This is a genomic window from Winogradskyella ouciana, assembly GCF_009709615.1.
GTDB classification, from domain to species: domain Bacteria; phylum Bacteroidota; class Bacteroidia; order Flavobacteriales; family Flavobacteriaceae; genus Winogradskyella; species Winogradskyella ouciana.
Genome location: NZ_WJYA01000118.1, coordinates 1 through 269, shown reverse-complemented (window position 1 = coordinate 269; position 269 = coordinate 1). Strand labels below are relative to the sequence as shown.

Genomic DNA, 269 nt, shown 5'->3' with positions numbered 1-269 from the left:
ATTGTTCATCTGAAAGTTTCCCTAAAGCGTTGTCCTCGTAGAGCTTGCGGAATAAGATGTTCAGCTCGTTAATACGGTTCTGCGCCTTGTCAAGTTCTTTCCGCTGCTGTGTCAGCGTCTTTTGTACTGCCTTTGCGCTGCACTCGTTGGCGGTTTCGATAAACTCCTGTTCATGCTCTTTCACATAAGACGTTACTCGCTGCAAGTCTGCAAGGACAAGTTCTTTCAATACGCTTTTGCGGATATAATGCGTAGTGCAGAGCATATCA

At 45.7% G+C, this 269-nt stretch carries 1 protein-coding gene; it reads right to left on the bottom strand.

Annotation, left to right across the window (positions count from 1 at the left end):
• The coding region (locus tag F1003_RS15825; RefSeq protein WP_438695869.1) for a hypothetical protein at positions 1-229 on the bottom strand (229 nt) is incomplete at its 3' end.
• Positions 230-269 lie beyond the last annotated feature (40 nt).